Genomic DNA, 5849 nt, shown 5'->3' with positions numbered 1-5849 from the left:
GTACGTGTCCGCGGCTGGATCCTTCGGCCCGCGACGGATGGTCTGCGTGCAGGTGTGGTGCGCCTGGGGCTCAGGATGAGATGACCCCGGCGGTGAGGTTTCCCCTTCAGTCCGACGCGCTGCGCTCGGGCTCGGGCTCCGGCTCCACGAAGGGAATCTCTTCCGGCGCCGTCAGCAGCACGCGGCGGATGAGGTCCGCGCGGACGCGGGTTTCGGTGGTCTGCTCCGCGAAGCGGTCCGCCAGCCGGGACTGTCCCCGCTCGCGCATCCGCTCCGCCATCCGCTCGGTGAGCGCCGCACGCTCTTCCAGGGCGCGGTAGGCGGCCCAGAGCGCCGCGTCCAGCGCGGTGCCCTGGCCCGCCAGCAGGCTTTCGATGGAGTACGCGTGGCCCACCCGGCAGCGGAACCGCGGCAGGCTCTCGTCGGCACTTTCCCACAGCACCCCGTTGCACTCGGGGCAGGCGAACCCCGACGGCGCGCCCGCCCGCTCGGCCTCGATGCTCTCGCGCCGCATCTCCGAGATCCCCACCTCGTCCGCCTGCTTCCGCGCCACGTCGCCCTCCTCCTGGTCCGGTACCGCCTCCCCCACCCGCGCGGCGAGCAGCGCCGCGATGCCCGGCAGCGGCAGCACATGCTGTACGTCGACGTTGGCGATGGCGCTGGCGGGCATCCCCGCGTACAGCGCGTCGTCGGGGCTCTGAACCACCGCCAGCCCGCCCGCCGACCGGATGGACATCAGCCCCGCCGTGCCGTCGTCCAGGTTGCCGGTGAGCACCACGCCGATCACCCGGGCACCGTACGCGCGCGCCGCGCTGCGGAACAAGGGGTCGATGGCCGGGCGGGCGTTGTTCTCGCGCGGGCCGCGCACCAGCCGCATGTGCCCGTGCTCCACCAACAGGTGGCGGTCGGGCGGGGCTACGTACACACATCCTGGCTCGATGGGTGCGCCGTCCACCGCGTGCTCGGCCCGCAACCCGCCACGCCGCGAGATGATGCGCGGCAGCACGCTGGTGGCATGCGCGGGAAAGTGCACCACCACGAACACCGCCGCGGCAAGGTCCCGCGGCAGCGCGCCCGCCAGGGCCGCCACCGCCTCCACCCCGCCCGCCGATGCCCCGATCACCACGATGTCGCGTTCAGCCACCCGCTGTTCCCCTTGAAGCTCTTCGCCAGCAACTCGCGGCGCCGCGCCCGCTTGCCCACCGGGAACCGCAAGAGCCGTGCGGCGATCCCGCGCCCGTGCCCCAGGTTGACATCTGGTACGCCGCGGCGCACCTTGCCATCATACCCGTCCCGGCCAGCATGCGCCCGCTCGCCCGATCCGCGCAGTCCGAATCCGCACGTTTTCGGTCATTGCGAAGCCTCCCCCTCGCCGGCAGACCAGGCATGACCCACCCCCCGCCCCGGGTTCCGGTAGTCGCGCTGGTTGCGTCGATGGGAGGCCTGCAGGCGTTCAGCGAGGTGCTGGGCGGGCTCCCGGCGGACTTTTCCGCGGCGGTGCTGGTGCTTCAGCACCTGGAGCCGGCGCGCGCCAGCCAGCTCGCGCACATCCTGGATGAGCGCACGCCGCTGTGCGTTCGCGAGGCCGTCTCCGGCGCCACGCTGGCGGCCGGGCACGTGTACGTGGCTCCGCCCGGGCGCCACCTGGAGATCACGGCTGCCCGCACGCTGGCGCTGACCGACGCGCCGCCGGTGGCGTTTTCGCGGCCTTCCGCCGACGTGCTCCTCCATTCGCTGTCCACGGCCGGCGAGCCGGTGATCGCCGTGGTGCTCACGGGTCGCGGCCAGGACGGCGCCGTCGGCAGCGTGCAGGTTCGGCGCGGCGGCGGCACGGTGCTGGCACAGGACCAGGGTACGTCCGAGGAATACGGGATGCCCGGCGCCGCCTCGCTGGCCGGGGGAGTGGACGAAGTGCTCCCCCTGGCCGCAATCGCCCCGCGCCTCGTGGCCCTGGTCCACAACTTCAACCACCCGCACGGATGACGGCCACGGCGCCCCCGGCGAACCCCGAGTTCGAGGAACTGCTGGTGTTCCTGCGGGAGATGCGGAGCTTCGACTTTTCCGGGTACAAGCGCAGTACCCTGCGGCGGCGTGTGGAAAAGCGCATGCAGACCGTGGGGGTGCAGGGTTATCCGGCGTACCGCGACTACCTGGAGGTTCACCCGGGCGAGTTCGACGCGCTGTTCAACACCATCCTCATCAACGTCACCTCGTTCTTCCGCGACGAAGAGGCCTGGGCCGCGCTTCGCGACGACTTCGTTCCCGCGCTGCTGGAGCGCAAGCAGGGAGGGCAGCCCATCCGCGTCTGGAGCGCGGGGTGCGCCACCGGCCAGGAAACGTACACGCTGGTGATGCTGCTGGCCGAAGCCATGGGCATCGAAGCCTTCCGCCACCAGGTGAAGGTGTACGCCACCGACCTGGACAGCGAGGCGCTGGCCGAGGCCCGGCACGCCGTGTACGCCGACAAGGACCTGGAAGGGCTTCCGGAGGGGTTCCGAGACAGGTACTTCGAGCCGGCCGGCAGCCGGTGGACGTTCCGTACCGACCTGCGGCGCCAGGTGATCTTCGGGCCGCACGACCTGGCCCAGGACGCACCCATGTCGCACCTGGACCTGCTGGTGTGCCGCAACGTGCTGATGTACTTCAACTCCGAGGTGCAGGGACGCATCCTGGCACGCTTCCACTTTGCCCTGGAGCCCGAGGGGCTGCTGTTCCTGGGCCGGGCGGAGATGATCCGCGCCCACGCCAGCCTGTTCGCGCCGGCCCACCTGGGCGCGCGCATCTTTCGCAGGGCTCCGTCGGGCATCCGCGATCGGCTGTTCATGCTGGGCCGTGGCGGCGGGGGGCCGCAGCGCACGTCTTCCACCGCCCAGCAGCTGGAGCTGCGCGACGCGGCCCTGGACGCCCTTCCCTCGGCCCAGCTGGTGGTGGGGCCCGGAGGCGACCTGCTGCTCGCGAACGAGGCCGCGCGAAAGCTGTTCGCCCTGGGCGCCGCCGACCTGGGGCGCCCCCTCCAGGACCTGCGCGTGTCGTACCGGCCGGTGGAGCTCAGGTCCCGCATCGAGCAGGTGCTGGCGGAGCGCCACCCCGTGTACCTGAGCGGCATCGAGCAGCCGGGGCCCGACGGCGACCCGCGCAGCTTCGACGTGCAGGTGTGCCCGCTGGGCAGCCCCGACGCCGCGCCGCTGGGCGTGTCCGTCTCCTTCCTCGACGTCACCCGCCACACGCGCCTGCAGGCCGAGGTGGAGCACGCGAACCAGGCGCTGGAAACCGCCTCCGAGGAGCTGCAGAGCACCAACGAGGAGCTGGAAACGACCAACGAGGAGCTGCAGAGCACCATCGAGGAGCTGGAAACCACCAACGAGGAGCTGCAGAGCACCAACGAGGAGCTGGAAACGCTGAACGAGGAGCTCCAGTCGACCAACGAGGAGATGGAAACGCTGAACGACGAGGTGCAGCGCCGCAGCGAGGCGCTGGAGCAGTCGAACGTGTACCTGGCCTCGGTGCTCGCCAGCCTTCGCGCCGGCGTGGTGGTGCTGGACCGCGAGATGCTGGTGCGGCTGTGGAACGACAGGATGGGGCAGCTGTGGGGGCTGCGGGCCGACGAGGTGCAGGACCAGCCCTTTCTTCACCTGGACATCGGGCTTCCCGTCGAACGATTGAAGGGCGTGATGCGCGCCGTGCTGGACGGGCGCTCCGAGGGAGAGACGCTGATGCTCGACGCGGTGAACCGCCGCGGCCGCGCCATCACCTGCGACGTGACCATCACGCCCCTGGCCACGGCGGCCCAGGATGCGCGCGGTGCCGTGATCCTGGTGGAAGAGCGTCCCGCGCAGGAGGGCTGAGGCATGGCCCGCCCCGACGCCGGCGACATGCGGCCCGACGAATGGGCCGGCAGGCAGGTCCGCGCCTCGCGGCGGCTCCTGGACGACCTCCGCGCCCGCGCGTCCGGGGAGGGCGCGGTGCCCGACGCCCTGATGGACGAGGCGCTGGAAACGATGCTCACGCTGATCGAGGAACTGCACGTGGGCGAAGAAGAGCTCCGCGTGCAGAACGAGCAGCTGATCGCCGCCCAGGGCGACGTCGAAGCCGAGCGCCTCCGCTACCTGGAGCTCTTTCAGCAGGCGCCCGACGCCTACCTGGTCACCACCCCCGAGGGCGCCATCCGCGAGGCCAACTTCGCGGCCTCGGCGCTGCTGAACGTGCCGCCCACCCGCATTTCGGGAAAGCCGCTGGGCGTGTTCGTGGTCGTCGAGGCCCGGCGCGACTTCCGCTCGCGCCTGCTGCAGGCCGTGCAGCTGGGCCGCGTGGACGACTGGGAAGTTCGCCTGCGCCCCCGGCGCACCGCCGAAGCCGTGGACGTTTCGTGCACCGTCACCGCCGTGCACGACGGAGGGGGCGGCGTCACCGCGCTGCGCTGGATCCTGCGCGACGTCAGCGAGCGCCTGCGGGCCGAGGAAAGCCAGCGCGCCCTGGCCCGCGAGGAGGCCGCGCACGAGGCCGCCGAGCGCGAGCGCGGGTTCCTGGAGGCGGTGATCGGGCAGATGCCCAGCGGCGTGGTGATCGCCGAGGCCCGCGAGGGCCGGATCGTGCGCCACAACGCCGCGGCCGAGGCCATCCTGGGCCACGCGCCCACGCACGGGGTGAACCTGGCGGACTACGCCGAGGGCTACGGCGCACTCGACGCGGACGGGCGCCCCGTGGCCACGGTCAGCTATCCGCTGGCCCGCTCGCTCCTGGACGGCGAAACGGTGGTGGACGAGGACTTCCGCATCCACCGCGAGGACGGCGCCGAGGCCGTGCTGCGGTGCAGCTCCGCGCCCGTGCACGGCCCGGGCGGCGAGATCGTGGCGGCCGTCCTCACCTTTACGGATGTCACCGAGGCGCTCCGGGCCGAGGAGACGGATCGCTTCCTGGCCGAGGTGGGCGAGGTGCTGTCGTCGTCGCTGGAGTACCGCGACGTGGTGCAGCAGGTGGCCCGCGTCTGCGCCGGCACCCTGGCCGACTACTGCATCGTCCACGTCCGCGAGGGCGGGGGATCGGCGCGGGCGCTGGGGGTGGCGCACGCCGACCCCGCGCGCGAGGAGATGGTGCGTGGAATGCTCCGGCACTTTCCGGTAGACCCGGAGTCATCCACCCATCCCGTGGTCCAGGCGCTGCGTACCGGCCGGTCCGAGCTGGCGGCGGACGTGAACGAGGGCCTGCTCGACCGGATGTGCACCGCGACGGGCCACCGCGAGATGCTGGTCGCGCTCGGCCTGTCCTCCGCCATGGTGGTGCCCATCCGCGCCAAGGGCGAAACGCTGGGCACCATCTCGCTGGCCTGCACGGGCGGCTCCCCGTACGACGCCGCCGACCTGGCCGTGGCCGAAGAGGTGGCCCGGCGCGCGGCGCTGGCCGTGGAGAACGCGCGGCTGTACCAGGAGGCGCGCCAGGCGGTGCGCGCGCGCGAAGAGGTGGTGGCCGTGGTGTCGCACGACCTGCGCAATCCCATCAACGCGGTGATGCTGGCGGCCACGGTGCTCGACGAGTTCGGCAGCGGGCGCCTGGACGACCGCGACCGCAAGCAGGTGGGCGTCATCCGCCGCTCGGCCGAGCAGATGAACGCGCTGGTGCAGGACCTGGTGGAGGTGGCGGCCTTCGAGAGCGGCCAAATGCCCATGCAGCGGCGCCCCATCGTCCCCGGCGTGCTGACCTCCGCCGCGGAAGAGATGTTCGGGCCGCTGGCCGGGGAGCGTGGGGTTTCGCTCTCCTGCCACGCGCCGGACGGCCTGCCCCCCGTGTCGGCGGACTACGGCCGCGTGCTGCAATTGTTCAGCAACCTGGTGGGCAACGCGCTGAAGTTTACG

General features: G+C 72.1%; 4 protein-coding genes. 3 read left to right on the top strand and 1 reads right to left on the bottom strand.

Annotation, left to right across the window (positions count from 1 at the left end):
• Positions 1-106: 106 nt before the first annotated feature.
• On the bottom strand, positions 107-1144 hold the full coding sequence (locus VIB55_RS25275) for a chemotaxis protein CheB (RefSeq protein WP_331879473.1): 1038 nt from the start codon (positions 1142-1144) through the stop codon (positions 107-109).
• A 242-nt stretch (positions 1145-1386) separates the two neighbouring features.
• On the opposite strand from VIB55_RS25275, the gene VIB55_RS25270 reads away from it, so the two are divergent.
• From VIB55_RS25270 to VIB55_RS25260, 3 genes are all read left to right on the top strand, one after another.
• Positions 1387-1983 carry a chemotaxis protein CheB gene (locus VIB55_RS25270; protein WP_331879472.1) on the top strand — a complete coding sequence of 199 codons (597 nt, stop codon included), beginning with the start codon at positions 1387-1389 and terminating at the stop codon, positions 1981-1983.
• Positions 1980-3845, top strand: a complete 1866-nt coding sequence (locus VIB55_RS25265) for a CheR family methyltransferase (protein ID WP_331879471.1) — start codon at positions 1980-1982, stop codon at positions 3843-3845. The genes VIB55_RS25270 and VIB55_RS25265 overlap by 4 nt, the downstream gene beginning before the upstream one ends.
• Before the next feature lie 3 nt (positions 3846-3848).
• A partial coding sequence (locus VIB55_RS25260; protein ID WP_331879470.1) for a PAS domain S-box protein occupies positions 3849-5849 on the top strand: 2001 nt, incomplete at its 3' end.

It is taken from the genome of Longimicrobium sp. (genome assembly GCF_036554565.1).
Taxonomy (GTDB): Bacteria; Gemmatimonadota; Gemmatimonadetes; order Longimicrobiales; family Longimicrobiaceae; genus Longimicrobium.
Note: the sequence above shows the minus strand (reverse complement) of the source record. Positions and strands in the feature narration are given on the sequence as shown.

Bases quoted from the DNA above. Each gene is read 5' to 3' on its own strand.
- VIB55_RS25270 (WP_331879472.1), top strand. From the start codon at position 1,387: ATGACCCACCCCCCGCCCCGGGTTCCGGTAGTCGCGCTGGTTGCGTCG.
- VIB55_RS25265 (WP_331879471.1), top strand. From the start codon at position 1,980: ATGACGGCCACGGCGCCCCCGGCGAACCCCGAGTTCGAGGAACTGCTG.